The organism is Paenibacillus sp. OK076 (genome assembly GCF_900110055.1).
Taxonomy (GTDB): Bacteria; Bacillota; Bacilli; order Paenibacillales; family Paenibacillaceae; genus Paenibacillus.
In genome coordinates, this window is the sequence record NZ_FOCH01000007.1 from 150,333 (window position 1) to 177,210 (window position 26,878).

Below are 26,878 nucleotides of genomic sequence, written 5' to 3' on the forward strand. Positions count from 1 at the left end.
TATTTGTATCATTGTTATATTTAGCAGTTCGTTATACATTGCTTTGCTTTTTGTTTTTTATCTTTAAATTAAGATTCTTTAAATTTATATTAATCCATTAAGCCACGATTTGCAAGCTTTTGTTTTAAAGTTAAGATATTGCTGGACTTTAACCTGCTGAATGCCGCTTGAGTATACTCGGATGGGCAAAAAAACAGGCCCCGATCACTCGGAAACCTGTCTTCCTTGAAACTTATTCAATTGCCGCCGCACAACATCGATCCTTATAATCTCGCATTACTTTTAGGTTAATTTTAATCGCTTAGTCGGTTGAACCAGATCTTTGCCATCATACTCGTCCTTGATATCCCCGACAATTTCTTCAAGAATATCCTCCATCGTAACCAGACCAACTGTTTCCCCTTCTGCATTATGAACTGTAGCGATATGGGAACGACTTTGCTGCATCTGGACCAAGACATCCTTAATCGGCGATAACTCCGAAAATTTTAACATGTCGTGTACAAACGTATCCATATTGAATTCCCGGCCTGCTGCAACACTCGTAAGCATTTCCTTTGTATGGATAAATCCAATGAATTGATCCTGATTTCCTTTTTCGATCACCGGGAAACGTGTATATTCATGCTGCTTTAGAACCTCGATCATACGATCCAGCGGCATTTCTTTGTCCAACGTAACGATTTTTTCTTTGCGGATCATAATCTCCTGAAGCAAACGCTCATCAAAAGCAAAAATGTTTTTGAGGTAGTCCAGCTCTGTCTGATTAATTTCTCCACTCTCATAACTCTGTGCCATAATCAGCTTCAGTTCCTCCTCGGAGTGAACTGTATCGTGACCGGCAGGTTTTATACCGAAAATTCCAAGCAATAGACGAGCAGCCCCATTCAGGGCATAGATGAACGGATTCATGATCTTACCGAACCAGTACAGCGGTGGTGCAAGCAATAGTGTCATCTTCTCTGCAAACTGGATCGCCAGTGTTTTCGGTGCCAATTCACCGATAACCACATGCAGAAACGTAATGATTGCCAAGGCAATCCCGTACGAAAGTACCGTAGACAACGCCGCTGGGACTTCCAGTCGCTCAAACAACGGATGCAGCATTTTCTCAACAGTGGGTTCACCCAATGCGCCCAATACCAGCGCTGTGATCGTGATACCCAATTGACACGCAGATAGATAATAATCCAGATTGTGAGCCACTTTTTTGGCCAATACCGCTTTTTTGTTCCCTTCCAAGATCAACTGATCTATTCGGGACATCCGTACTTTCAGAATTGCAAATTCCGCTCCAACGAAAAAGGCGGTCAGACCTATAAATACGGCTACTAAAAATAAGTTTAAGGCTATTATTCCGTCCAATGATTTCCCTCAAAATGAGGGATTCACCTCCAAGTTTTATTTAAGTGATGCACGAGAGACGCTCCGGATACGGATCATTCTTCCGATCGCCATTGTCTCCAAATTTCTCTGATTATAGTTTTCAATGGTTAAAATTTGTTTACAAACGCGAGCGCTTCGCTTCTTCAGAATTGATTCCGCCCCCTTCACTGTTACGCTGCCATATCGTTAAAATATAATGAGGGCAGTAGCAGTGAAGAAAGCAATTTTAGACTAATCAGATCACGCCAGGTCACTGGAAGATTCATCGATCTGAGCTCCGTTTACACGTTCAAGCAGAACCTGCTTAATGTGAAAATTTTCTGCGTCCACAACGGTCCAGACGTAATCACCGTGTTCTACCGTATCGCCTTGTTCCACACCGACACCCTTCTGGAACTGAATCCATCCGGCCACGGTATCCATCTCTTCATTGCCTTCAAAGACAAGCCCAAACTGTCGCTCCAACTCATCCAGCAGCACCCGGCCGTTAATGAGATATTGGTTCTCTCCGGTTACCTGAATGTCAGCAACTTCATCGGCATCAAACTCATCCCGAATCTCGCCGACAAGCTCCTCCAGAATATCCTCCATTGTAATGATTCCCGAAGTACCTCCGTATTCATCCACGACCACAGCCATGTGCACGCGTTCCTGCTGCATCTTGATCATGGCATCCTGGATACTTGTAACTTCAGATACGAAAGGAATCTCCCGAACAAAATCGATAAGTTGGTGCTCCCTAAGGGCAACCATGTCGGGCAAAATCTTTTTCACATTCACTACACCGACAATTCGGTCCTTGTCCCCATCCTCGATGACGGGATAACGTGAATAATTATGCTCATCCAATATCGGAATGATATCGTCGTAAGTCATATTCTGATTCAGTGTCACAAGCTCTGTCCTCGGAACCATGATGTCTTTGGCATCACGCTCATCGAACACGAATACGTTTTCCAGATACGAAAGCTTGGTCTTGTTGTTCTCGTCTCCTTCATAACTCTGGTTCATGATGATTTTGATCTCATCTTCCGAGTAGGCCTGTTCATGTCCGGCAGGCTTTACGCCAAATGCCCGAAGAATTACCCGAGACGCACCGTTCAGCGCCCAAATGAAGGGATACATAATTTTTCCGAACCAATATAGCGGCGGCGAGAGCAACAGCGTCAATTTTTCCGAAAATTGAATCGCCATCGTTTTGGGAGCCATCTCCCCAACCACAACGTGCAGGAACGTGACAAGGATAAAGGCAATCGCATAGGAAGCAACCGCCGATATGGAAGCTGATACGTCCAGATAATTAAATACGGGGTATAACAACCTTTCAACGGTTGGCTTACCGAGCGCTCCCAATCCAAGGGCAGTTACGGTAATACCAAGCTGACAGGCTGACAAATAATAATCGAGGTCCGAGACTACTTTCTTGGCCAATATGGCTTTTTTATTCCCCTCGGCAACCAGTTGATCCACTCTTGATGTACGAATCTTAACCACAGCGAACTCAGATGCAACGAAAAATGCGGTTAATGCAATCAAGATAATGAGTAATACAATATTTAATATGGTGATTATGTCCAATGATTTCCCCGCTTCTCAGGGATTCACCTCCAGAGATAGTTACAGCGTCATCGGTTAATTTGGTTAACCATTCAACAGCTGATTGACGTTCAATATGGCGTATGCCTTATATGAAATCGAAAAGATAAAGTGTGTATAGGTTATACTTTGACCTTGTAAAATTGCAAAACAGGAATTCAGGATGAAGTCAATCACTTATAGAAACTACTTCACTAAAAACAGGGTTCCCCCTCATGCTGTCATTGTTTCTCGATTTACTCCACCAAAATTCTCCATTTGGACAGTTTACAATATCGCCTTCCCAATAGATATCCACCTCCCCTCTTGTTCATTCCTGTTTCAGAAAAGTATAACATGTTCTACGCCAAACCATCCAGTTGCACGTTATGGTTTGGAATGTAGATTATAAAATGAGTTCACAAAATAAACTTTTATGTATGTGGTCTTTCTCGCATCTACAGTTCATTTAATGTGATATGGTTCACAAGATTAGTATAGACCATTTTATAGAAATGGTACCCTTTACTCTAGTCGATTAAACCTGATACAGGCCTTTATTTACAACCATTCTTCTTTGCCGTATCCGGACTATGACACGTCCAGCAATGACACCATAATCATGTATACGTTGAAAAGGGCCCGCAGGATGCAAACACCTTTTTTCGGTGTACATCTTTACGGGCCCTTAGGCTTCACTTTATCAAGTTACAATTAATTAGAATTAGTTATACCAACGCTTTAGCAGCAATATCAGACCTTTGATGTTTACCGTCAAAATGGATGCGTTCTGCTTGAGCGTAGGCTTTGTTTCTGGCCTCGGCAATATCAGAACCAAGACCCACAACGCCTAGAATTCGTCCACCATTGGTGACCCATTCTCCAGATTCAGTGCGTGCCGTTCCAGCGTGGAATACTACTGCTTCATCGACTTGATCCAGTCCTTCAATAACTACACCTTTTGAATACGGACCAGGATATCCTCCAGAAGCAAGCACCACACATACAGCGGCTTCGTCACTCCATTCAATCTCGATATCCGCCAATTTCCCGTGCACGGTTGCCCGGAAAATGTCGAGCAGATCACTCTTCAAGCGCGGCAACACAACCTGCGTTTCAGGATCACCGAAACGGGCGTTGAACTCAATCGTTTTGGGTTTACCATCTGGTGAAATCATCAGCCCGGCAAACAATACACCTTGGAACGGACGCCCTTCGGATACCATCGCTTTGGCTGTTGGTTTAATTATCGTCTCTACCGCTTCTTCAATGATCGAGGCCTGAATATGTGGCAATGGTGAGTATGTACCCATACCTCCCGTGTTTGGCCCCTGATCATTGTCGAATACCGGTTTGTGATCTTGTGCTGCGGCCATCGGACGAACGGTCTCCCCATCGACAAACGCCAAAATCGACATTTCCTGACCTGCGAGGAATTCTTCGATGATGACTTTGGCTCCTGCTTCACCAAATACTTTGTCCACCATAATGCTGCGGAGTGCCTGATCAGCCTCATCACGTGAATAGGCTACGGTAACTCCTTTTCCAGCTGCCAGCCCATCGGCCTTGATTACGACAGGGATGGCCTGCTCATTCAGATAAGCCTGCGCTTGCTCGTAATTGTCGAACTTCTCATAAGCTGCAGTCGGAATATTGTATTTATGCAGCAAGTCTTTCATGAACGTTTTGCTGCCTTCAATCTCTGCTGCATTGCGGCGTGGTCCAAATACCGGAATGCCTGTTTTATCAAAAGCGTCTACGATGCCGTCTGCAAGCGGATCGTCTGGCCCAATAACAACCAATCCCACGTTAAGCTCCACGGCAAGTGCCGTCAGTTTATCGAATTCATTAACCGCGATCGGATGACACTCGGCGAGCTGTGCAATGCCCGCATTTCCCGGAGCACAATGAATCTTGCCTGCCTTCGGGCTTTTCGCCAGTGCCCATATGATTGCGTGTTCCCGGCCACCGCCGCCCACTACCAGAATATCCATTAGCGCTGTTCCCCCTCCATAAATTTCAGGATTTTTTTCTATTCTCTTGGCAAAAAAGCTGAAAAAGAGGATGAACAAGCCTATTCGCTTGTTCATCGTTTGGAAGCATTATAGTTGTCGTTTAGTGTTTGAAGTGACGAACGCCTGTGAACACCATGGCAATACCGTATTCATTCGCAACTTTGATGGACTCTTCGTCCTTGATCGAACCACCTGGTTGAATAACGGCTGTAACTCCAGCTTTCGCTGCAAGTTCCAGTGTATCGCCCATTGGGAAGAAAGCATCGGATGCCAGAATGGCTCCTTTGGCTAGTTCTCCAGCTTGTTCAATAGCAATCTTGGCTGCGCCCACACGGTTCATTTGCCCTGCGCCTACACCTACAGTCATGTCGTTTGCTGCAAGCACGATCGCATTGGATTTCACGTGCTTAACCACTTTCCAGCCAAACAACAGCTGTTTCAGTTCTTCTTCGGATGGTGCACGATCAGTAACTACCTTGAGCTCGCTCGCTTCAATGGAATGTACATCGCTTTGCTGCACGATCATGCCGCCGTCGATTGAAGTTACTACGAACTTACTCTCCCGATTGCGGGCAGCGTTCAGTTCACCCGTTTTGAGCAAACGAATATTTTTCTTTTTGGTCAGGATGTCGAGTGCCTCTTGTGTAAAATCAGGAGCCAGTACGATTTCCAGGAAAATCTCACTCAGTTTAGCCGCTGTATCGCTATCGATTATGCGATTGGCTGCCACGATTCCACCAAAGATAGAAGTTGGATCAGCCGCATAAGCTTTGCCATAAGCTTCGTAGATGCTTTCGCCAATACCCACGCCGCAAGGATTCATATGTTTAACCGCCACAACTGCCGGTTCTTCGAATTCTTTCACAATCTGCAATGCTGCGTTCGCATCGTTGATATTATTGTAGGACAACTCTTTGCCATGCAATTGCTCAGCTGTTGTCAACGTATCTTGGGCTGCCAGCGGTTTGCGGTAGAATGCCGCCTGCTGATGTGGATTTTCGCCATAGCGCAAATCCTGGAGTTTTTCGTAAGTAACCGTCAGACGCTCTGGCAGTGGATCACCGTTCAGGTTGGAGAGATAATCGGAAATAACTGCATCGTATGCCGCTGTATGGCGGAACACTTTTGCCGCAAGCCGTTTGCGTGTCTCGAGTGTGGTGTCCCCATTGCTGCGGACTTCTTCAAGCACCTTGCCGTAATCTGCTGTGTCTACAACAACACTAACATAAGCATGGTTTTTGGCAGCAGAACGAAGCATGGTTGGACCACCAATATCGATGTTCTCGATTGCGTCCTCATACGTTACATCCGGTTTGGCGATGGTGTCTTGGAACGGATACAGGTTTACAACAACGAGGTCGATATAGTCCAGTCCATTCTCTTCCATCTGGCGCTTGTGCTCTTCGCTGTCACGAACAGCTAATAAACCACCATGAACTCCCGGATGCAATGTTTTCACACGTCCGTCCATAATCTCCGGGAATCCGGTCACATCCGAAATTCCGATGACAGGTACGCCTTCCTTCGACAACAGACTGCTTGTACCTCCTGTCGAAATAATCTCCACACCCATTTGCGACAGCTCGCGGCAAAAATCCACGATGCCTGTTTTATCCCATACGCTGACCAGCGCTCTTTTGATACTCACAATATGCTCCTCCTTTAATGTCCCATGGCTTCGCGCTTCATGGCGAAACACAACCGATTTATTTCCCGAGAAATATCACAAAATGCGTACCAATTTTCGACGATCATACTTGTTTCAAACGACAGTTCCTGCCCGAATCGGCTTCAGTCCGCTTTCTTTACAGTAACTTGGCGGCCTTCGAGCTGGACCCATCCCTGAGCAAACCAGGATACAACCTGAGGGTACAGCTGCTGTTCGGCAGCATGGATGGACCGACTGACGGACTCAGCCGTGTCCTCTGGCAAAATCGGAACAGGATGCTGGGCAATAATCGGCCCTGTATCCATGCCCCCATCCACAAAGTGGACGGTAACCCCGGTAATTTTAACGCCGTATTCCAGTGCCTGTCCTATGGCATCTTTGCCTGCAAACGCTGGCAACAAGGACGGATGAATATTGATCAGCCGTCCTGCATAGCGATCCACAACAACCGAAGTCAACAATCTCATATATCCGGCAAGAACAACCAGGTCAATGTCTTTGGATTCAAGCACTTCTACGATCTCAGCCTCGTAGGCTTCGCGGGAATCATAATTTTTAGGAGTAAACAGATGGCATTCCACGCCTGCATCCTGCGCCCGCTGCACCACACGTGCAGACGGTTTGTCACATACCAGCAGATCTATGGATGCACCTACTTCTCCGCTCCGCACTGCATCCACCAATGCCTGAAAGTTCGACCCTTCACCAGAGGCAAATACAGCAATACGGTAGTTAACCATTAAACATCCGCTCCCGTGAAGGTTACTCGCGCATCTCCTTCGGTCACACGTCCAATGATGTACGCTTCTTCACCGGATGCTTTCAGTTGTTCCAATGCTTCACCTGCATCTGCTTCATTCACAACCAGCACAAGTCCGATCCCCATATTAAATGTGGTGAACATGTCGCGGTTCGAAACGGAGCCCTTTTCTTGCAACAGATTAAAGATTGGCAGAATCGGCCAAGAGCCGTAATCAATATCCACATTCACGTTGTTTGGCAACATACGTGGGATATTCTCGATGAAGCCGCCACCTGTAATGTGCGCCATGCCTTTTACTTTTACCTTTTCAAGCAGGGACAGAAGTGGTTTCACATAGATTTTCGTTGGTTCCAGAAGTGCGTCACCCAGCTTACCACCCAGTTCAGCGACTTCATCCTGCAAGCCCAATCCGGCTTGTTCCAACAAAAGTTTGCGTACCAAGGAGAATCCGTTACTATGCACTCCGCTGGATGCAAGTCCGATCACCGTGTCGCCAGAAGCGATCGTTGTACCGTTAATGATTTTCGCTTTGTCCACGATACCTACGGTAAATCCGGCAATATCGTATTCACCCTCACTGTACATGCCCGGCATTTCAGCCGTTTCGCCACCGATCAGCGCACAGCCCGACTGATGACATCCTTCTGCGATTCCCGCAACGATGGCTTCGATTTTCTCCGGGATGACTTTGTCACATGCCAGATAGTCGAGGAAGAACAGCGGCTCTGCGCCTTGTACCACAATGTCGTTCACACACATGGCTACTGCGTCGATTCCGATGGTATCATGACGGTCCATGGCAAATGCGATTTTCAGCTTGGTTCCTACACCGTCTGTACCGGATACAAGCACCGGCTCATCATATTTATCTTTGTTCAAACCGAACAGGGCGCCAAAGCCTCCCAGATCTGTCATCACTTCCGGACGGAAGGTACGCTTCACGTGTTTTTTCATCCGTTCAACCGCTTCGTTGCCTGCCGCGATATCGACGCCGGCGTTTTTGTATGCTTCGGACAAGTGGAATCAGCTCCTTATTTTTCGCCCCTCCTAAATCCTCCCGCCCGGGAGGACCCCATAGGACCTTGGCAGGCCCTCTGGACACCCGCCAAACAAGCGGTGCAGGGGTGGCTGGTATGATCTTGCTATGGTTGGTTCGTTCGTGTGCTCGCGTGGTTGTTCGCCGATTCCGCTGGCCGAAGGCCATCGGTCGGCGAACCCCGCTCGGCTGCGCTGCGGGGCAAGCCCGCTGGGGAAGCTGCTTCGCCTGGCTGCCTGAGCCCCTGTTGCTCCGCAAGGCGGGGCTAAGGGCTCGGGCTGTGCCCGGAGGGCAGCTGCTTTGCACTGCTGCCCGGCCCCTGTTGCTCCGCAAGGCGGGGCTTAAGGGCTCGGGCTATGCCCGGAGGGCAGCTGCTTTGCACTGCTGCCCGTGCCCCTGTTGCTCCGCAAGGCGGGGCTAAGGGCTCGGGCTGCGCCCGGAGGGCAGCTGCTTGCACCGCAAGGCGGGGCTTAAGGGCTCGGCGCGGCGAGTTACGTTTTGTCCCGCCAGATAACAGCTAGCAGCTGCAGCCGAATTTCTCTTCGCCGCCGAAGTCGAGGCGGGTTGGGTAATCATTATCAAAGCATGCGAGGCAAAGCCCGCCTTTGTAGTCATCCTGATTATCTCCCTGAATCGATGCAATCAGTCCGTCCGGACTGAGGAACGACAGAGAGTCCGCGTTGATTTCACGGCAAATTTCTTCCACCGACAGCTGTGAGGCAATCAATTCCCGACTGTCAGGCGTATCGATGCCGTAGAAGCACGGGTTTTTGAACGGTGGTGAGGTAATACGTACATGTACTTCGGTTGCTCCTGCATCACGCAGCATGTTCACGATCCGGCGGGAAGTGGTTCCCCGTACAATGGAGTCGTCAATCATGACCACGCGTTTGCCTTCCACCACACGGCGCACGGCGCTCAGTTTCATCTTCACGCCCTGTTCCCGCAGTTCCTGGCTTGGCTGGATAAACGTACGTCCGGTGTATTTGTTTTTGATCATACCCATCTCATACGGAATCCCTGTCTGCTCGGCGTAGCCGATTGCCGCGGAAATACTGGAGTCCGGTACACCTGTCACCAGATCGGCATCGACAAATGACTCAATCGCCATCCGGCTGCCCATCCGTTTACGCGCAGCGTGCTGGTTTGCTCCATTCATATCACTATCCGGACGGGCAAAGTAGATATATTCCATTGCGCACAGTGCCTTGCGGTGTTTGTGATGATCGAAGCGGTCCTCGTGAAGACCATCCGCATCCAGCACCAACAGTTCACCGGGTTCAATGTCACGAATCAACTCTGCACCAATCGTCTCCAATGCACATGTCTCGGATGCAAACAGATACGCATCTCCCAATTTACCCATTGTGAGCGGACGCAGACCATGGGGATCAGAAGCAACCAGCAATTTGTCGTTAGTCATGATCAGAAATGCATAACCACCCACAATCCGTTGGAACGCATCCTTCGCAGCTTCTACCAATCCTTTGGAAGATCTCGCGATTAGATGGGCAATAACTTCGGTATCACTGGTCGTTTGAAAAATGGACCCACTCTGCTCCAGCTCACGCCGGATCGTTGGTGCATTTACAATATTTCCGTTGGTTGCTACTGCCAAATCGCCATCACGGTATTTAAATACCAATGGCTGTGCGTTCGTCAGTTTACTGTCACCACTTGTTGAATAACGGACATGTCCAATGGAAATATCCCCGGTCAACGTTTGCATCAGATCTTTGGTGAAGACTTCCTTCACCAGACCCATACCACGGTGGTAGTGAAACTCGTTGCCGTCACTTACACACATTCCTGCACTTTCTTCCCCCCGGTGTTGAAGGGCATGCAGGCCATAATAGGATAGTGATGCGGCGTCAGGGTGTTTGAACACCCCGAATACTCCGCATTCTTCCTTTAATTTGTCGAGTCCTTCCTTGCCGGACCCTTCGTTATAATAATCACCTGTCCACAATGGTCCTGTCATCAGTTCATGAGACATGGAATCGCATCCTCCCAGACCTGAGCTAAACCTCCTACAGGTTCATTCACGGCTGATGTTCCGTTCAATTCAATTGTCAGGTTACTTCCTTCCACACGTCCAATAACAGCTACAGGCACACCACGTTCACGTACAAAAGCTTCCAGCTTACCTGCTTGCTCCGGCGAAGCCGACAACAGAATACGAGATTGGCTCTCACTGAACAGCGCATGGTCTGCACGCAATGCCGTTTCTACATTGATCTGTGCACCCACGTTACCGCTGATGCAAGACTCAGCCAAAGCTACAGCCAGACCGCCTTCAGACAAGTCATGCGCAGAGCGAACGAGGCCGGACTGGATCGCTTCCAGTACCGTATTAAGCAACGCTTTTTCCGTGTTGAGGTCCAGCTGTGGTGGACGGCCTTCCGTTTTGCCATGAACCGCATATTGCAGCTCACTGCCCCCCAGTTCAGCTTTCGTTTCACCGAGCAGGATAATGACGTCACCTTCGGCTTTGAAGCCCTGTGTTGTGATGTGATCTGTATCATGAACAAGACCAACCATACCAACCACTGGTGTTGGATAGATGGAGCCTTTGGCGTTTTCGTTGTACAGACTCACGTTACCACCGATAACTGGTGTATCCAGCACGCGGCAAGCTTCCGCCATACCGTCTACCGCTTTTTCCATTTGCCAGAAAATATCCGGCTTCTCCGGGTTACCAAAGTTCAGGTTGTCCGTAATCGCGAGTGGCTCTGCACCAGAACATACAATGTTACGGGCAGCTTCACTGACTGCGATCCGTCCGCCTACTTCTGGATCCAGATATACATAACGTCCGTTGCAGTCTGTTGTCATCGCCAAACCTTTACGTGTCCCGCGAATCGTTACAACCGCTGCATCCGAACCTGGACGAACCGCAGTGCTTGTACGCACCATGTAATCATATTGATCATAGACCCACTTCTTGCTCGCTACTGTTGGGGAAGCCAACACTTGTTTCAATGCACCGCCGAGATCCGACACTTCGTCGTAACGAAGCGTGTCGATGGAAGCACTTTGCTCGTAGTAAGCAGGTACAGAAGATGGTTTGTCATACACTGGACATTCGTCAACCAAAGCCGTTACCGGCATGTCTCCAACCACTTCGCCATGGTGGATCAATTTCAGACGTCCATCGTCCGTTACTTTTCCGACTTTTGCACAGATAACGCCCCAACGTTCAAAGATCTCCATCGCTTGTGCCTCATCCTTCGGCTCAACGACAAACAGCATCCGTTCCTGGGACTCGGACAGCATCATCTCATAAGGCGTCATACCTTCTTCACGCTGTGGCACCTGATCCAGATACAGTTCCAGACCATTGCCCGCCTTACTTGCCATCTCCGCACTGGAGCATGTCAGACCTGCTGCGCCCATATCCTGAATACCAAGAACAATACCGGTATCGATCAATTCGAGGCAAGACTCCATTACGAGTTTTTCCATGAACGGGTCGCCCACTTGAACAGCAGTCCGTTTGGATTCGGATTCTTCCGTCAGCTCCACCGAAGCAAAGGTTGCACCGTGAATTCCGTCACGACCTGTTGGCGGTCCAACATAATACACCGGGTTACCTACACCTTTAGCGACACCGCGCTGGATTTTGTCATGATCGATCAGACCTACACACATCGCGTTTACGAGCGGGTTACCATCGTAGCTTTCGTCAAACATGACTTCACCAGCCACGGTTGGAATTCCGATACAGTTACCATAGCCAGCGATACCCGATACGACATGTTCGAACAGATATTTCACTCGGTCACTTTCCAGCTTGCCAAAACGCAAGGAATTCAGCAATGCTACCGGTCTTGCACCCATGGAGAAAATATCACGGATAATGCCGCCTACACCTGTTGCTGCACCTTGGTAAGGCTCAACCGCGGAAGGATGGTTATGGCTTTCAATTTTGAATACAACGGCCTGATTGTCACCGATATCCACGATTCCGGCGCCTTCACCTGGACCCATCAGGACACGCGGTCCACTTGTAGGGAATCGACGCAGTAACGGCTTGGAGTTTTTGTATGCGCAGTGCTCCGACCACATAACACTGAAAACACCAATCTCCGTGTAGTTCGGCTTACGCCCCATGAACTCACAGATCAGCTCATACTCGCTGTCAGACACGCCCATTTGTGCGTAAAGTTTATGTTCTGCGACCTGTTCTGCCGTCGGTTCCTTAGCGGATAGCTGCTGCGTCATGCCGATCCCTCCATGCTTTCAAAATAGATGTAAACATACGTTTGCCGTCTTCCGAACCTAACAGTGAGTCCACCGCGCGCTCTGGATGCGGCATCATGCCAACCACGTTTCCACCCTCATTACAGATTCCCGCGATATCACCCAGGGAACCATTCGGGTTGCTGCCATACGTAAAGACGATCTGGTTGTTTGCCTGCAAACTCGCGAGCGTTTCCTCGTCACAGTAATAGTTTCCTTCACCGTGAGCAATCGGAATAATAATCTCTTCACCCGCTGCATAATCACGTGTAAACGGTGTATCTGCATTCACTACTTTCAGCACCGTATCGTGACAACGGAATTTAAGAGATGTATTACGAATCAATGCACCAGGTAGCAATCCTGCCTCAGTGAGGATCTGGAATCCGTTGCAAATGCCGAGAATATATTTACCTTGTTCAGCAGCCTTAGCTACCTCATTCATTACGGGTGCAAAACGGGAGATCGCTCCGCAGCGCAGATAGTCACCATAAGAGAAACCACCTGGAACAAGGATGCAATCATACGCCGAAAGATCTGTAGCCGTGTGCCATACATAATCAACCTCTTGTCCAATCGCATCTTCTACTGCTTTGTAACAGTCGATGTCGCAGTTGGAGCCAGGAAACACAAGAACTGCAAATTTCATGGGATTAACCCTCCAATTCGTAGCGGTAATCTTCAACAACGGTGTTAGCCAGCAGCTTCTCACACATTACTGTCAATCGTTTCTCCGCTTCCGCACGATCTGTTGTATCCAGGTTCAATTCCATGACTTTACCGATCCGTACACTTTCCACTTCGTTGAATCCCATGGAATGCAGGGCTCCTTGAACAGCTACGCCTTGCGGGTCGAGTACGCTTTGCTTAATAGTGACATATACGGTTGCTTTGATCATGATCCTTATGTTCCTCCTCAGTAATGAACGGGATAAATGCTTTATGCTGTTAAAAAGGTGGCTTTGGAGCTTGCTCCGGGGCGGATTGTTCTTTCCGGTCGCTTGTTGTCCCCAGGTTTTTTGGATTGTTTTGGCCCGCTGTGCGGTCAAAACCCGGGGACAAAGGCGAACGCTATCACTCCTTTAAGAACAATTCCGCCCCTCCGCTAGTCCATGCGACGTTTTTTTAAAGGCCTAAACCTTTTACGTTGCACGGTGGGTAATGGTCTAGCCTGACCATTACGTTAAAACAATAAATGGTATTCGAGTTTAATGAGTAACCTTACTGTTCTTTTATATTGATAAACTTCCAGTTTAATAGAAGTCTTGGTTTAATTGCCTCATCCCAGTTTGACACTGGCGGAGGGAAAGATTTGAGCTGGAGAAGCGGAGCGTTCGCCTTTGCAACCGGAATGTTTCCTTTTGAAAAAAGGATTCCTATCCAAACATTCCGGGGGCAACAGCGATCGAAAGCCAAACTTTCCCGTAGCCCGCTCAAACTTTAGCCTCCTCAAAACTTTCCCATAGCCTACACTCAAACGTCCCATACTCAAACTTACTTATCAGTTAAACGGTGATAAATATCGACGTATCTTGCGGTTGTGGCCTCCACTACCTCTTGTGGCAGCGGGTCAGGTTTGCTGTTCTTGTCCCAATCGCTGCCTGCCAGATAGGTGCGCACTGGTTCTTTATCCATGCTGTCGATCTCGATGTCGAGTGCGTAATTCTCTTTGGCCCAGAAGCGAGAAGCGTCTGGCGTGAAGATTTCATCGATTAGAATGACTTTGCCATCGACCATACCGAACTCGAATTTGCAGTCTGCGAGAATGATACCTCGCTGATCACAATAGTCGCGAGCGAATTCGTAGAGACGCAGGCTCTTTTCCTGAAGTTCAATCGCGAGAGCATCTCCGACAATTTCTTTCATTCGATCCATCGGGATGTCTTCGTCGTGACCCACATCGTTTTTGGCTGCCGGGGTGAAGATGGGAACTTCGAGCCTGGCGTTTTTGCGAAGTCCATCCGGCAGCTTGATGCCGTTGACCTCTCCGCTGTTCTCATATTGTCTCCATCCGCCTCCAGTAATGTATCCACGCACCACACATTCAATATCAATGCGCTCGGCTTTGCGGGTCACCATGATGCGGTCTTTAAGCAGTTCAGGATCAGTTATGATATCGCCCAATTGGTTTATATCCGTATGCACCACGTGGTTATCCATCATGTCGCTCGTCAGTTCAAACCAGAAGCTGCTCAGTTTATTAAGCACATTGCCTTTCTCGGGGACGGCTGGGTCCAGCACATAGTCAAATGCCGAAATCCGGTCCGTAACCACGATAAGAAAATGTTCACCCAGATCGTACAACTCACGTACTTTTCCCTTATATAACAAAGGAGCTTTAACGAGATCTGCCGCAGTGGACAGCGCCATGGAGGCTCACCTTCTTTCAGGAGATGTAAGGCTATAAACAGAACCGTGATGGTGCACACTCCACTCCGATGACAGAACAATCTTCCGATCGCTGTTATCCCCAGGTTTCTTTCATTATTCCGAACCGTTTCACGGTCGAAACCCGGGGATAAAGGCGAACGCATTCGCTTCTTCAGCTTATTTCTGTCCTCTGCGTTCCCTGCTGACCCATCATTCTGTTCTCTAGCCTTATGAGAGTATTATATTAGTCGTTCAAACCAAGCTTTTTGAAGATGGTGTCTACGTGCTTCAGGTGCCATGATGGGTTGAATGCATCTGCGATTTCCTCTTCGCTCAGCACTTCCGTGATTTCCGGTGTGGATTTCACGATATCCTGGAACTGGTGTTGTTCTTCCCATGCTTGCATCGCACGTGGTTGAACGGTATCGTATGCCTGCTCGCGGCTGAAACCTTTGTCGATCAGCTTCGTCATGACGCGACCGGAGAATGGAACGCCGAAGGTGCGCTCCATATTGCGTTTCATATTTTCAGGGAATACCGTCAAGTTCTTCACGATGTTACCAAAACGGTTCAGCATGTAATTCAGCAGCATCGTTGCATCCGGCAAAATGATACGCTCTACGGAAGAGTGCGAGATATCACGCTCGTGCCACAGGGTTACGTTCTCGTAGGCCGATACCATATGTCCGCGAATGACGCGGGACAGACCGGAGATATTTTCACTGCCGATGGGGTTACGTTTGTGCGGCATTGCCGAAGATCCTTTTTGACCTTTCGCGAATGCTTCTTCCACTTCACGGAACTCACTCTTTTGCAGCGCACGTACTTCTGTAGCGAACTTGTCCAGAGATGTTGCGATCAATGCCAATGTAGCCATGTATTCTGCATGACGGTCACGTTGCAGCGTTTGGGTCGAGATTGGTGCAGGCTTCGTGCCCAGCTTCTCGCAGACAAACTCTTCAACAAATGGATCGATGTTTGCGTATGTGCCAACTGCTCCAGAGATTTTACCGTATTGTACGTTGTCTGCCGCGTGGCGGAAACGCTCCAGATTCCGTTTCATTTCTTCATGCCATAGCGCCATTTTCAGTCCAAATGTTGTTGGCTCTGCATGTACCCCGTGCGTACGTCCCATCATTGGTGTGTGCTGATACGTCAGTGCTTTTTCCCGAAGAATTTCAATGAAATTCACGATATCCTTTTCCAGAATCTCATTCGCTTGACGCAGTACATATCCCAGAGCCGTATCAACGACATCCGTGGAAGTCAGTCCGTAGTGCACCCATTTCCGCTCAGCACCCAGACTTTCAGATACCGTACGTGTGAAAGCAATAACGTCATGACGTGTTTCCTGTTCAATCTCGTAAATGCGGTCGATGTCAAAAGAAGCGTTCTGACGAAGCAATGCTGCTTCTTCCTTAGGAATGACGCCAAGCTCTGCCCAAGCTTCACATGCACAAATTTCAACTTCCAGCCATGACTTGAATTTGTTCTCTTCCGTCCAGATTGCTCTCATTTCGGGTCTGCTATAACGTTCGATCATAAATTTGTATTCCTCCAAAGATTAGTTTGTTCAATCCATTGTAATCCTTCTTCGACATCCTGACAGAGCAGATTGATATGCCCCATTTTCCGTCCTGTCTTCGCTTCGGTTTTACCATATATATGAAGCTTAGGAATCACACCGAGTTCCAACGCTTCTGCGTCAGGCTGACCCGTTCTGGCAATAATACCTTCCAGATGTTCTCCAAGCACATTGACCATAACAACCGGGCTCAATAATGAAGTATCTCCAAGCGGCAATCCGCAAATCGCGCGAATATGCTGTTCAAATTGTGATGTAGCACAGGCCTCCATCGTATAGTGGCCGGAATTATGCGGCCTAGGGGCCAGCTCATTCACATACAGTCTTCCATCTGCCGCAACAAACAACTCCACTGCCAGCAATCCAACAGCTTGTATGGACTGAGCCACTGCCGCCGCCAACTTTTGTGCCTCAATCTGAGTTTCAGTCGCAACTCTTGCGGGTACAATCGAAGCATGCAAAATGTTGTTCACATGAATGTTCTCCGCAGGTGGGAACGTCTTAATTTCTCCATTCGTGCTGCGTGCAACAACGACTGAAATCTCGCAGTCAAACTTGATAAATTGCTCCAACACTAGTTCCGCACCGGTAGCTGCGAGTTCTTCATAAGCAGCTACCGCCTGATTGGTTTCGCGAATAACCCGTTGACCCTTGCCGTCGTATCCGCCGGTCACCGTCTTCAGTACACACGGAACACCCAGTTCACTCACTGCTGCCTTCATTGTGTCCGAGCTTGTAATTTCCCGGTAAGGGGCAACACGTACACCGGCCGCCTCAATGGCTCGTTTTTCACGCAAACGATGCTGGGTTGTGTATAATAACGCACTTCCTTGCGGTACATAGGATTCCCGTTCTAGGAGAGAAGCAACATCTGCATCTACATTCTCGAACTCATAGGTGATTACATCACACTGCCGAGCCAGTTCGAGTGCAGCTTTTTCATCGTCATATCCCGCTTCAATCTGATCGGCAATTTGTCCACAAGGAGCATCTGCTGCCGGATCAAGTGTAACGAACCGATAACCCATCGCTGTTCCGGCAAGTGTCAGCATCCGTCCAAGCTGCCCGCCTCCGAGAACACCGATGGTTGTTTTTCCTGGGAGCAAGACACGTTCTGCTTGGCCTGCTGATCCGGGTTGAATTTTGGTATTCGTCATATTTCGTCACTGCTTTCGAGCACTTCTTGTTTGATTCGCTCTCTGCGGGCTTCGCTGCGACGTTGGACATCCTGGTCAAAAGCACCGATGATCTGAGCCGCAAGCAATCCCGCATTCGTTGCACCAGCCTTGCCAATCGCTACCGTTGCGACGGGAATGCCACCAGGCATCTGGACAATGGACAGTAAAGAATCGAGACCATTTAGCGCCTTGGATTGCACGGGAACTCCAATGACCGGAAGCATCGTTTTGGAAGCGACCATACCGGGAAGATGTGCTGCCCCGCCCGCACCTGCAATGATAACCTTGAATCCACGGCCAATCGCTTGCTCCGCATATTCAAACATCAAATCTGGTGTGCGATGCGCAGATACGACCTTTTTTTCATAACCAATCTCCAGCTCGTCCAGCACCTCACAAGCATACTTCATCGTTTCCCAATCCGACTTACTGCCCATAATTACAGCTACCTGTACTGACATGAATACATCCAACTCCCGTCTGAGCGTTTTGGTTTAATGCTGTTGTTCTGTTGTTTCTCGTTTAATTGTGAAATGAAAAAATCCGCTACCCGCGAAAACATCACATTTTCTCCGGACACCGGACTCCAAGAAATACGTATCCCGCATTTGGGCATGCCAAAGGCAGGCTTGCTGTCCGCATCTGATTTCATGCGTCTCTCAGCCGTATCTCCTCGTAGTCCGGAAATTTACGGTTCCCGGGTAGATACTTCCGGGCCCTATTCCCGGCGTTATACGAGCAAATATCTATTTCAACAAATTATTTCAATAATATTGAAGATTCCACATCTTTCGAACCTACTCGACCTTAATTATAACTGATCGACACATCTAACATTCTAACAATCCCCTACAGCTAATGTCAACTTAAAGACGAACATTTAACATATTGACAAATGTAATGTTCGGAAATAACCGATCATTCGGAGATGCTGCATCCCTTTTATTCCAAAAAAGAAAGCCGACCCCTCTTCAACCTATCGAAGACAGCCGGCTTTTCTCTTTCATGTGTACACACACATTCTATAATTATTTCACGATAAGTACCGGAACCTGAGCATGCTGCACTACATTGTGACTGACGCTGCCCAAAACAAATTCCCGGATTCCACCAAGGCCACGGCTACCAATAATAATAATATCCGATCCGTTCTCTTTGGCGTAATCGAGAAGGACCTCGGCAGCAGCACCTTGAATCAGATCCACGTTCGCTGTAACGCCAGCAGCCTGAATCCGCTCTTTCGCTTCATCCGTCGTTTGCACAGCCAGATTATAGTAGTCATTATTCAATGAAGGTGGCAAAGGTGCCAATCCTTCCCCGATGAATACACGCGGAAAGTCAAAGGCATGGATAACATCCAAAACAGCACCCGGAGAAACTTTGGCTAACTCAATTGCACGATCAAGTGCTTTATTTGAAGCTTTCGAACCATCATATGCTACTAATATTTTGGAGAATAACATGTAAATCCCGTCCCTTCCTTTATATGTAGAACATTCGAAGCCAGCTTCGGTCTGACATAAAATACAAGAACCATGTAACTCCTTAAACGTCCCCAGGTCAAAATGAACCATTTATAAGAAACATTTTACATAATCATTCTAGCCACTCACCTGGAGTACAGCAGATCCCAACCATTCAATCCTTACCTTATTGCAGGAAATACCCATAGATTACCGCATTTAGGAATAACAACAACGGAATGCCAATCGTAAAACTGGGATGTTTGGTCTTGTGACGTTTACGATACATTGCAATCCATACTCCCAATGCTCCACCAATAAAGGCCAGCAGGAACAACGTTCGTTCAGGTGTACGGTCTCGACGACGCTGCGCACGTTTCTTGTCATCCGACATGACCAGGTAACCTACGACATTGATAAATAAAAACCACAGTATCAATCCGGTTTGCATATACTTTTAGCGGTCCCCCTATCCCGGGACATCTCCCTGTACCTCCATTATAGTCCTCTAGAGGAACATGATCAACGCGAGAAGGGAACCGCAAAGATATTTAGAAGCTATGAATCCCGAATACCGAACCTATGACTCCTGTTTAGGAATACCATTCAGGTTTGGTGCTCTTTTTGCTGCTTTGTCGGGACGTACAGAGATACTCTCTTCCTGAATGCTGTCTTTGTTCTGCTGATTATGAATCTTTTCTGGTTTGTTATGTGGCATCTGCGTATCACCTCCTAGGCTTACGTTGCCTGAAAAAGGAGAATCTTATACGACAGTCTTACTCTCCCTTTTTCTCCATGGCTGCCTTCAACAGTTCTCCCAGATTGGAGCCGATCGACTCCTGTTTCGCATATTGTTTGACCAACTTTTGCTGATCACGTTTGTTCACATGCTGTTTGTCTTTATCCAATGTTTCCGTTATGCCGCAAGGCAGACATTGCACGTACAAACCTGCCTTACCCTCTTTAATTTCCATCTTTTTGTGACACTGTGCACAGCGACGGTTGGATAATCGTTTTTCAGCCGAACGACGATATCCGCAATCCTCTGTTGGACATACGAGGAACTTGCCACGTTTACCCTTCTTCTCAAGCAAGCGTGCATTACAATCCGGGCAGTGACTATTCGATACATTATGCGGCTTATACTCCGCTTTGCTTCCTTTTACCGTAGACACAAGCTCTTTCGCCATTGAACGAATGCTTTCCAGGAAAGGCTCTGGCTTCCCTTGCCCACGAGCAATACGCTCCAGTTCAGCTTCCCAGCGGGCTGTTAAATCCGGTGTACGCAGCTGAGGAGCAGCCAGTTCAATTAACTGCTTCCCTTTTCCCGTTGGATGCATGCTGTTTCCTTGACGATCGATGGTGTCGGAACTTACCAGCTTCTCGATAATATCCGCACGGGTAGCCGGAGTACCCAGTCCATACTTCTCCATTTGGGAAAGCAAAGCTGCCTCGGTATACCGTTTGGGCGGCATCGTCCGTCCACTTTTGATATGACAACGTTGAACCGTCACGGACTGACCTTGCTGCACATCTGGCAAAAGCGCACGCTCATGATCCGAAGAATCGTCAGCACGATCATCATCCTCATCGCTATAATCTCCGCCGTATACTTCCCGCCAGCCGCTTTCTTTCACCGTTGTGCCTTTCACATGAAAGGAGTCGTTACCCACCTGAACAGTGATCGCAACAGAGTCGTACTTCGCAGCCGGATAGAACAAGCTGATAAAACGGCGTACGATCAGATCGTATAACTTACGTTCCTCTGGATTCAGCTGATTGAGGAGAACCGTCTGTTCTGTTGGAATGATCGCGTGGTGATCGGTTACCTTGCTGTCATCCACGATACGTTTGGTGATATTCAGATTTTTACGCAACAACGGACGAGCCAAAGACGCATAGGGGCCAATCGCAACACTATCCAGTCGTTCTTTCAGCGTTCCCGTCATATCCGATGTCAGGTAACGGCTGTCTGTACGTGGGTAGGTTACCAGCTTGTGCTGTTCATAAAGGCGCTGAAGCACATTCGATGTTTGCTTGGCAGAAAAACCGTATTTCCGGTTGGCATCCCGTTGTAATTCCGTCAGGTCATAAGCCAGCGGATGCGGCTCAACCTTTTCGCTTTTTTTCACTTGGGCAATTGTACCCTTACGACCCTCTATACGTTTCTTCAGTTCTTGTGTCTCTTGCGAATCGAAGATGCGTGAATCCCCACCTGCAGCTCGCCATACCGCCTGAAAACCTCCCAGATCGGCCGTTAACGTCTCATACTCCTGCGAACGGAAACCGTTGATCTCATTTTCCCTGTCCATAATCATGCCAAGTGTGGGGGTCTGTACCCGTCCAGCTGACAATTGTGCATTAAATCGAACCGTCAATGCACGCGTCACGTTAAGACCGATCATCCAATCTGCTTCTGCCCGGCAACGTGCCGATTCATAAAGACGATCAAACTGGCTGCCTGGCTTCAGTGATGCAAATCCATCCTTGATTGCCTTGTCCGTCTGGGATGATATCCACAGCCGCTTGAACGGCTTTTTCCACTGGGCCATTTGCATAATCCAACGAGCCAGTAATTCTCCCTCACGCGCTGCATCCGTTGCAATGACTAGTTCACCAACATCCTGACGTTTCATCAGCTGCTGTACCGCTTTGTATTGATGGTTTGTCTCTTTGAGTACCTTCAGCTTGGTCCGATCGGGCAGAATCGGCAGATCCTCCAGATTCCAGGTTGCATACTTTTTGTCATAGTCCTCTGGCTCAGCCAACCCAACAAGATGCCCAAGCGCCCAGGTCACGATATATTTCGGGCCTTCCATATAACTTTTATGTTTATCACGCGCCCCCATCACTCTGGCTATTTCGCGTGCCACAGATGGTTTTTCTGCGAGTACTAATGTTTTCACTCCATATCTTCCTTTCTTTGATGAAACCTATGACCCTCACTGCTTCTATTGTTTGATTAAAAGAATTCTTCTGCTTCTATCTTTCCATTATATCATTTCATGGTATCGGTTTGCTTTGGCTTCATAAAGAACGATTTTCCTCATGGTGCCTATCCCACGACTTTCATGTCAGTTTAATTAACACAATATTCTTCGACAATTTTCTTCTGTGAATGGAATTAAGAGAAAATGGTAGGTCCAATAGCGATAATATAGTATGTATACGTTTTTTTGAATATATATGAGTATTGTAAGAATACCTTACATCTATTTAGAATGTGACAAAAGCAACTATATCAGATTCGCTAACACACATCATTGATACACAGGAAGGGAGCGTGGATGCATGACTTATCATGGATCTGTATTGAAAAAAAGTGGGGCCTTGTTACTGGCCGGAGCAGTTGTTGCCACAACATGGGGAGGAACGGTTCCCTCAGCCTCAGCTGCAACAGCAGCGCCTTCGAGCAAAACTACGGTTGCAGCCGTAACTGCTGGTAAGGCTCCTGTCACTGCAGCAGCATTTGTTCAAGCTATGGAAGAAGCGGCTACACTTGCAGGTGTTCCTTTTTCCATGGACAAGCTTTCCGGCACAACAGTACAGCGTAAAGATGCTGCTTTAGCTTTGCAATCCTGGCTGAAGCTGGAGTCCACTCCAGAATCGTTCAAGGATGTCCCGGATCAGGCAAGCTTTGCCGGTGCCGTTGGTGCGCTGAACACCGCAGGGTTGATGAAAGGATATACCGACGCCCTCTTCCTTCCCAATGCAGTACTTACCCAAAATGATGTTTCTATATTGAAAGACCGCATTTATAACTACATAAAACCATTTGTTCTGGAGGAAGCCACCATTACGGATCTCCAGGCTGCCATGACGCAAGGAAAGCTGACATCCAAAGAACTTGTGCAGAAGTACCTGGATCGCATTGAAAAATACGATGATCAGGGTGTGAGCATTAATGCAGTTCTGACCTTGAACCCGGATGCTCTCAAAATCGCTGAAACGTTGGACCAGGAACGTGCAGCTCAGGGGCCTCGCGGACCTTTACATGGTATTCCGGTTTTAGTTAAAGACAACTTCGATACCAACGATATGCCTACAACCGCAGGCTGTATCTGTTTGAAAGATTCTGTACCTGCTCACGATGCTGAACAAGTGAAGAAGCTCAAAGCAGCAGGGGCCATTATTTTGGGCAAAACCAATCTGCATGAATTCGCATTCGGTATTACCACGTCCAGCTCGCTGGGTGGACAAACACTGAATCCTTATGCGCTGGACCACTATCCAGGCGGATCGAGTGGTGGTACAGGTGCCGCCATTGCCTCAAACTTCGCAGCCGCAGGCATGGGGACTGACACCGGCGGATCAATCCGTATCCCTTCCAGCTTCAACAGCCTTGTCGGTATTCGTCCAACGATTGGATTGTCCAGCCGTGAAGGGATCATCCCTCTTGCATTGACACAGGATGTCGGCGGCCCTATGGCTCGTACCGTGAGTGATGCCGCAATCATGCTGGATGCTACAGCCGGCTATGACAAAAACGATGTCGCTACAGCTTATGCTGTAGGCAAAATCCCTTCCAGCTATACAGACTTCCTGGATGTAAACGGTCTGAAAGGTGCACGGATCGGTGTGGCCACCGAACTCATTCCAAGCACCAAAACTGAGGAAAAAGCCGTCGCTGATGTAATTAACAACGCTGTAGAAGAACTCAAAACGCTCGGAGCTACGGCAGTCCCGATCAGCATTCCAAACCTGGCGGAGATCAATAAATATCCAAGCTTGAGTGGATACGAGTTCAAATTCCAACTTAATGACTATCTGGAGTCTCTTGGTGACAAAGCCCCTTACCACAGCTTGGCCGAGATTATTGCTTCCGGACAGTTTGACAAGTCACAAGAACAGTCGATGAAGACTCGTGATGCACGGGAAACGTTGGAGACTGCCGAATATAAGGACATCGTCCTGAAACGTACCCAAATCACACGTGAGTCCTTGCTGAAAGTTATGGCGGACAATAACCTGGATGCCATTATCTATCCTACGTCCACACAAGCCGCTGGTGTTATTGGCGAAGGACAAAACTCCGGTGGTAACAACCGATTGAGTCCATTCTCCGGATTCCCGGCAATTACCGTACCTGCTGGATTTACAACTGAAGGTCTGCCAGTAGGGATGGAATTCCTGGGCCGCGCCTTTGATGAAGGAACCCTGATCAAGCTGGCTTACAGCTATGAGCAAGGGACTCATCACCGCAAAGCACCTAAGCTAACGCCATAAATCGTTAATAAGGTTAATTAAATTACCATTAAAATAGCGCAAACATTTATGTTAATTGTCTGCTTCATAGGGATTGAGACGTATCAGAAACAAAGCTAATGCTATTGAGTTATACAACTTATCTTAATTATTCTGCTTCTCAAAAAAAGTACACTCTTTTCATGACTTCATGAAAAAGGGTGTACTTTTTTTGTGTGCTATCTCAATTCAATTATGACAAGAGTTATATCCATGATTTTAATTGGTATCCGGTACGCTCCATCTAAGCACAAGACCTGCGTAGGTCAGGCCGCCTCCAAAACCAAACAGGGCTATTTGATGCCCATTCTTTAATTTCCCTGCGTCTACTGCAAGCTGTAGAGCCAGAGGGATGGAAGCCGCGGAGGTATTTCCTCGGTACTCCACACTTGTTAAAGTACGTTCCAGCGGAATAGGGCCGCGTTCACACACCGCTTCAATCATTCTTAGATTCGCACTATGGGGTACAAACCAATCGATCTGCTCCGGTTTCATCTCTGCTTTGGCTATAAGTCCACCCAATTGTTCTGGAATCGTGCGCACTGCCCACTTATAGATTTCCCTGCCATTCTGGACAAGACATCCCTCACCCTGCAAAGGTACGCCATTCATCTCCGAAGATAGACCCGTCTTATAGAGATGAATACCGCCTTCTCCACTCGTACCTGAGATGGCTGCCATAAAGTCACCTTTTCCAGCAGCTCTTTCTACCAAAAAGGCTCCTGCCCCGTCCCCGAACAATACACATGTCGTACGGTCTGTATAATCGGTAATCTTGGACAATGTCTCAGCTCCAATAACCAACACTTTATGATACATGCCACTGGTTACCAGACTGTCCGCCAGCTGCAATCCATACGTAAATCCCGCACATGCCGCATTCAAATCAAGCACTCCTGTATGTGGAATCTTGAGATTCGCCTGTACTCGGGATGCTGTGCTGGGAAACGAATATTCAGGTGTGCTGGTAGCAACCAAAATCATATCCACATCTTCTACGCTAACATTATAACGACGCATCATATCTTCTACAGCCCTGGTGGCCAGGTCAGATACAAATTGATCCTCAGCTGCGATGCGCCGTTCTCTCATCCCTGTACGCTGTACAATCCATTCATCACTCGTGTCGACCAGCTTCTCCAAATCAGCATTGCTTAATATTCGATCCGGTACATACGTACCCATTGCGGTAATGGTTGACATTGATTGATTCATACCGGTAGTCACCTCGTTTGTTTTTTATATCATTATAGCACTAAGTATTAGTACTTGGTACTAATTTTAAAAAATATTTATTATAATTCATTCCTCAGTTGTTTGTTTTAAGTGATTTCTTCACCCTATTACTCAGAGTTATGAAAGCTATCGCATGCATTTTTGATGAAGAATTGTGGATGTCATCTGAGTAACATGAAGAATACCTTAATTAAATGCGTTTTCTATAGACAGTCCATTCCGTCAGGAGGAAAATAAAAATACTGTCCTACATTACTAAAGAATAGAGATGATGTATACCCATGAAAAAAGAATTAAATATCCTTGCGATTTCCGGAAGTCTGCGCAATCAGTCCTCCAATACGTTACTAATGCACGCCATGATTAAGCTGGCTCCTCCTAACCTTAAGTTTGAAGTATATACTGGGTTAAATGATCTACCGCATTTTAACCCTGACCTCGATGTCGAGGAGGGTCCAGTATCCGTGCAGAATTTGAGAGCCCAACTGAAGCATTCGGATGGAGTTCTGATCTGCACGCCGGAGTATGGAAATGGAGTTCCTGGGGTCTTAAAAAACGCATTAGATTGGATTGTATCTTCTGGAGAATGGCTTAATAAACCTACCGTTGCCATCGCTGCTTCTCCAAGTCCCATGGGCGGTGACAAAGCCCATGCCTCACTATTAATGACGTTAAACATGATTAATGCCCAAGTCTTACATGAGGCCTCTCTAACCATTCCTCATATTACATTGAAGATGAATAAACAAGGAGTCATCATTGATTCAGAAACCCAGCATGCATTGGAGAACTCGCTTCTAAACCTAGGGGATGCATGCAACCACTTGAATAAATAGACAGACAGAACCTGCTTAAATTAAACTGACTATAAAGAAATCAATAACCTAAAAAGATTTAGGACATCACATAAATTGAAATAAAAAACAGCCCAGGAATTCCTCCGGGCTGTTAAGGTTTATATTAGATACTTCATATTAAACAAATAAAAACCACCACCGAATAACATCGGCAGTGGTTCTTTGCTTGGCGGCGTCCTACTCTCCCAGGACCCTGCGGTCCAAGTACCATCGGCGCTAGAGGGCTTAACGGTCGTGTTCGGGATGGGTACGTGTGGAA

At 47.7% G+C, this 26,878-nt stretch carries 21 protein-coding genes, 1 rRNA gene and 1 riboswitch; of the genes, 2 read left to right on the forward strand and 20 right to left on the reverse strand.

Features of this window, described 5'->3' with window-relative positions:
* Positions 1-282 precede the first annotated feature (282 nt).
* From BMY78_RS30035 to BMY78_RS30120, 18 genes are all read right to left on the reverse strand, one after another.
* On the reverse strand, positions 283-1,365 hold the full coding sequence (locus BMY78_RS30035; protein ID WP_090904886.1) for a hemolysin family protein: 1,083 nt from the start codon (positions 1,363-1,365) through the stop codon (positions 283-285).
* A gap of 261 nt (positions 1,366-1,626) precedes the next feature.
* On the reverse strand, positions 1,627-2,964 hold the full coding sequence (locus BMY78_RS30040; protein ID WP_090904888.1) for a hemolysin family protein: 1,338 nt from the start codon (positions 2,962-2,964) through the stop codon (positions 1,627-1,629).
* A 725-nt stretch (positions 2,965-3,689) separates the two neighbouring features.
* A complete protein-coding gene (gene purD / locus BMY78_RS30045; protein ID WP_090904890.1) occupies positions 3,690-4,955 on the reverse strand; it encodes a phosphoribosylamine--glycine ligase in 1,266 nt (421 codons plus the stop codon).
* A 121-nt stretch (positions 4,956-5,076) separates the two neighbouring features.
* Positions 5,077-6,624: a bifunctional phosphoribosylaminoimidazolecarboxamide formyltransferase/IMP cyclohydrolase gene (purH, locus tag BMY78_RS30050; protein WP_090904892.1), complete on the reverse strand. Its 1,548-nt coding sequence runs from the start codon at positions 6,622-6,624 to the stop codon at positions 5,077-5,079.
* A 143-nt stretch (positions 6,625-6,767) separates the two neighbouring features.
* Positions 6,768-7,385: a phosphoribosylglycinamide formyltransferase gene (gene purN / locus BMY78_RS30055; RefSeq protein ID WP_090904893.1), complete on the reverse strand. Its 618-nt coding sequence runs from the start codon at positions 7,383-7,385 to the stop codon at positions 6,768-6,770.
* Positions 7,385-8,425: a phosphoribosylformylglycinamidine cyclo-ligase gene (gene purM / locus BMY78_RS30060; protein WP_090904895.1), complete on the reverse strand. Its 1,041-nt coding sequence runs from the start codon at positions 8,423-8,425 to the stop codon at positions 7,385-7,387. Before purM ends, purN begins: the two co-directional genes overlap by 1 nt.
* Positions 8,426-8,961: 536 nt before the next feature.
* Positions 8,962-10,440: an amidophosphoribosyltransferase gene (purF, locus tag BMY78_RS30065; RefSeq protein WP_090904897.1), complete on the reverse strand. Its 1,479-nt coding sequence runs from the start codon at positions 10,438-10,440 to the stop codon at positions 8,962-8,964.
* Positions 10,425-12,668 (reverse strand): phosphoribosylformylglycinamidine synthase subunit PurL, encoded by a 2,244-nt coding sequence (purL, locus tag BMY78_RS30070; RefSeq protein ID WP_090904899.1) that lies wholly within the window; start codon positions 12,666-12,668, stop codon positions 10,425-10,427. The genes purF and purL overlap by 16 nt, the downstream gene beginning before the upstream one ends.
* A complete protein-coding gene (purQ, locus tag BMY78_RS30075; RefSeq protein WP_090904901.1) occupies positions 12,646-13,335 on the reverse strand; it encodes a phosphoribosylformylglycinamidine synthase subunit PurQ in 690 nt (229 codons plus the stop codon). The genes purL and purQ overlap by 23 nt, the downstream gene beginning before the upstream one ends.
* A gap of 4 nt (positions 13,336-13,339) precedes the next feature.
* Complete coding sequence (purS, locus tag BMY78_RS30080) at positions 13,340-13,585, reverse strand: phosphoribosylformylglycinamidine synthase subunit PurS (RefSeq protein WP_090904903.1); 246 nt, start codon at positions 13,583-13,585, stop codon at positions 13,340-13,342.
* Positions 13,586-14,180: 595 nt separating this feature from the next.
* Positions 14,181-15,056: a phosphoribosylaminoimidazolesuccinocarboxamide synthase gene (locus BMY78_RS30090; protein ID WP_090904907.1), complete on the reverse strand. Its 876-nt coding sequence runs from the start codon at positions 15,054-15,056 to the stop codon at positions 14,181-14,183.
* Between the two features lie 244 nt (positions 15,057-15,300).
* Complete coding sequence (gene purB, locus BMY78_RS30095) at positions 15,301-16,599, reverse strand: adenylosuccinate lyase (RefSeq protein WP_090904909.1); 1,299 nt, start codon at positions 16,597-16,599, stop codon at positions 15,301-15,303.
* Complete coding sequence (purK, locus tag BMY78_RS30100) at positions 16,596-17,798, reverse strand: 5-(carboxyamino)imidazole ribonucleotide synthase (protein WP_090904911.1); 1,203 nt, start codon at positions 17,796-17,798, stop codon at positions 16,596-16,598. Before purK ends, purB begins: the two co-directional genes overlap by 4 nt.
* A complete protein-coding gene (gene purE, locus BMY78_RS30105) occupies positions 17,795-18,280 on the reverse strand; it encodes a 5-(carboxyamino)imidazole ribonucleotide mutase (protein WP_090904914.1) in 486 nt (161 codons plus the stop codon). The genes purK and purE overlap by 4 nt, the downstream gene beginning before the upstream one ends.
* Before the next feature lie 195 nt (positions 18,281-18,475).
* Positions 18,476-18,577: riboswitch (purine riboswitch) on the reverse strand.
* Between the two features lie 270 nt (positions 18,578-18,847).
* On the reverse strand, positions 18,848-19,282 hold the full coding sequence (locus BMY78_RS30110) for a universal stress protein (RefSeq protein ID WP_024633549.1): 435 nt from the start codon (positions 19,280-19,282) through the stop codon (positions 18,848-18,850).
* Positions 19,283-19,469: 187 nt separating this feature from the next.
* Positions 19,470-19,733 carry a DUF1294 domain-containing protein gene (locus BMY78_RS30115; protein WP_063568208.1) on the reverse strand — a complete coding sequence of 88 codons (264 nt, stop codon included), beginning with the start codon at positions 19,731-19,733 and terminating at the stop codon, positions 19,470-19,472.
* A 129-nt stretch (positions 19,734-19,862) separates the two neighbouring features.
* Entirely contained in the window at positions 19,863-20,000 is a 138-nt protein-coding gene (locus BMY78_RS33020) for a hypothetical protein (protein ID WP_175480788.1), read from the reverse strand.
* Between the two features lie 58 nt (positions 20,001-20,058).
* Positions 20,059-22,188, reverse strand: coding sequence for a DNA topoisomerase III (locus BMY78_RS30120; RefSeq protein WP_090904916.1), 2,130 nt, complete (start codon positions 22,186-22,188; stop codon positions 20,059-20,061).
* A gap of 385 nt (positions 22,189-22,573) precedes the next feature.
* Here BMY78_RS30120 and BMY78_RS30125 point away from each other — a divergent pair, with 385 nt between their 5' ends.
* Positions 22,574-24,508, forward strand: a complete 1,935-nt coding sequence (locus BMY78_RS30125; RefSeq protein ID WP_090904918.1) for an amidase family protein — start codon at positions 22,574-22,576, stop codon at positions 24,506-24,508.
* A 237-nt stretch (positions 24,509-24,745) separates the two neighbouring features.
* Here BMY78_RS30125 and BMY78_RS30130 read toward each other — a convergent pair whose 3' ends face one another.
* Entirely contained in the window at positions 24,746-25,741 is a 996-nt protein-coding gene (locus BMY78_RS30130) for a ketoacyl-ACP synthase III (protein WP_090904920.1), read from the reverse strand.
* 302 nt (positions 25,742-26,043) lie between these two features.
* Here BMY78_RS30130 and BMY78_RS30135 point away from each other — a divergent pair, with 302 nt between their 5' ends.
* Positions 26,044-26,598, forward strand: a complete 555-nt coding sequence (locus BMY78_RS30135) for an NADPH-dependent FMN reductase (RefSeq protein ID WP_090904921.1) — start codon at positions 26,044-26,046, stop codon at positions 26,596-26,598.
* Positions 26,599-26,783: 185 nt separating this feature from the next.
* On the opposite strand, the gene rrf is transcribed toward BMY78_RS30135, so the two are convergent.
* Positions 26,784-26,878: ribosomal RNA gene (rrf, locus tag BMY78_RS30140) — 5S ribosomal RNA — on the reverse strand; the annotation flags it as partial.